Source organism: Streptomyces longisporoflavus (assembly GCF_014649775.1).
GTDB lineage: Bacteria > Actinomycetota > Actinomycetes > Streptomycetales > Streptomycetaceae > Streptomyces > Streptomyces longisporoflavus.
Genome location: NZ_BMTR01000119.1, coordinates 1 through 947 on the forward strand (window position 1 = coordinate 1; position 947 = coordinate 947).

General features: G+C 67.5%; 1 protein-coding gene. It reads right to left on the reverse strand.

Annotated elements, in window-relative coordinates; translation table 11 throughout:
* Positions 1 to 947: SulP family inorganic anion transporter (locus IE226_RS43665; protein ID WP_190087096.1), on the reverse strand; the 947-nt coding region annotated here is incomplete at both ends.

Here is a 947-nt window from a genome sequence, read left to right on the forward strand (position 1 = left end):
GTCTTGGGTGCGATGGAGTGCCAGTCGAAGGTCGCGAAGCAGACCATCACCATCACGGCGACCAGGGCTGCCATGGGGATGTCGGAGACGACGGGTCCGAAGACGATGCACAGGACCATCAGGAAGGCGCCCGCCAGGAACGTGGACAGGCGGGTGCGGGCCCCGGACACCTTCACGTTGATCATCGTCTGGCCGATCATGGCGCAGCCGCCCATGCCGCCGAAGAAGCCGGTGACGATGTTGGCGATGCCCTGGCCGATGGACTCGCGCTTCTTGGAGGAGCGGGTGTCGGTGATGTCGTCGACGAGTTGGGCGGTCATCAGGGACTCCATCAGGCCGACCAGCGCCATGGCGAGCGCGTAGGGCGCGACGGTCGTCAGGGTGTCCATGGTGAACGGCACGTCGGGCAGGCCCGGCACCGGCAGGGAGGACGGCAGGTCCCCCTTGTCGCCGACGGTCGGCACCGCGATCCCGGCGGCGACCGTGATCACGGTGAGGACGACGATGGACACGAGCGGGGCCGGGATCACCTTGGTGACCTTGGGGAAGAAGACCATGAGAGCGAGCCCGGCGGCGATCAGCGGATAGACGGGCCAGGGCACGTCGTGCATCTCCGGGACCTGCGCCATGAAGATGAGGATGGCGAGGGCGTTCACGAAGCCGACCATCACGCTGCGGGGCACGAAACGCATGAGCTTGGCGACGCCGATCGCGCCGAGGACGATCTGGAAGACACCGGCCAGGATCACCGCCGCGACGAGGTACCCGAAACCGTGCTCGCGGTTCAAAGGCGCGATCACCAGCGCGACGGCGCCGGTCGCCGCCGAGATCATCGCCCGGCGCCCGCCGACGACGGAGATGGTCACGGCCATCGTGAAGGACGCGAACAGACCGATCGCCGGATCGACCCCGGCGATGATCGAGAACGAGATCGCCTCGGGGATCAG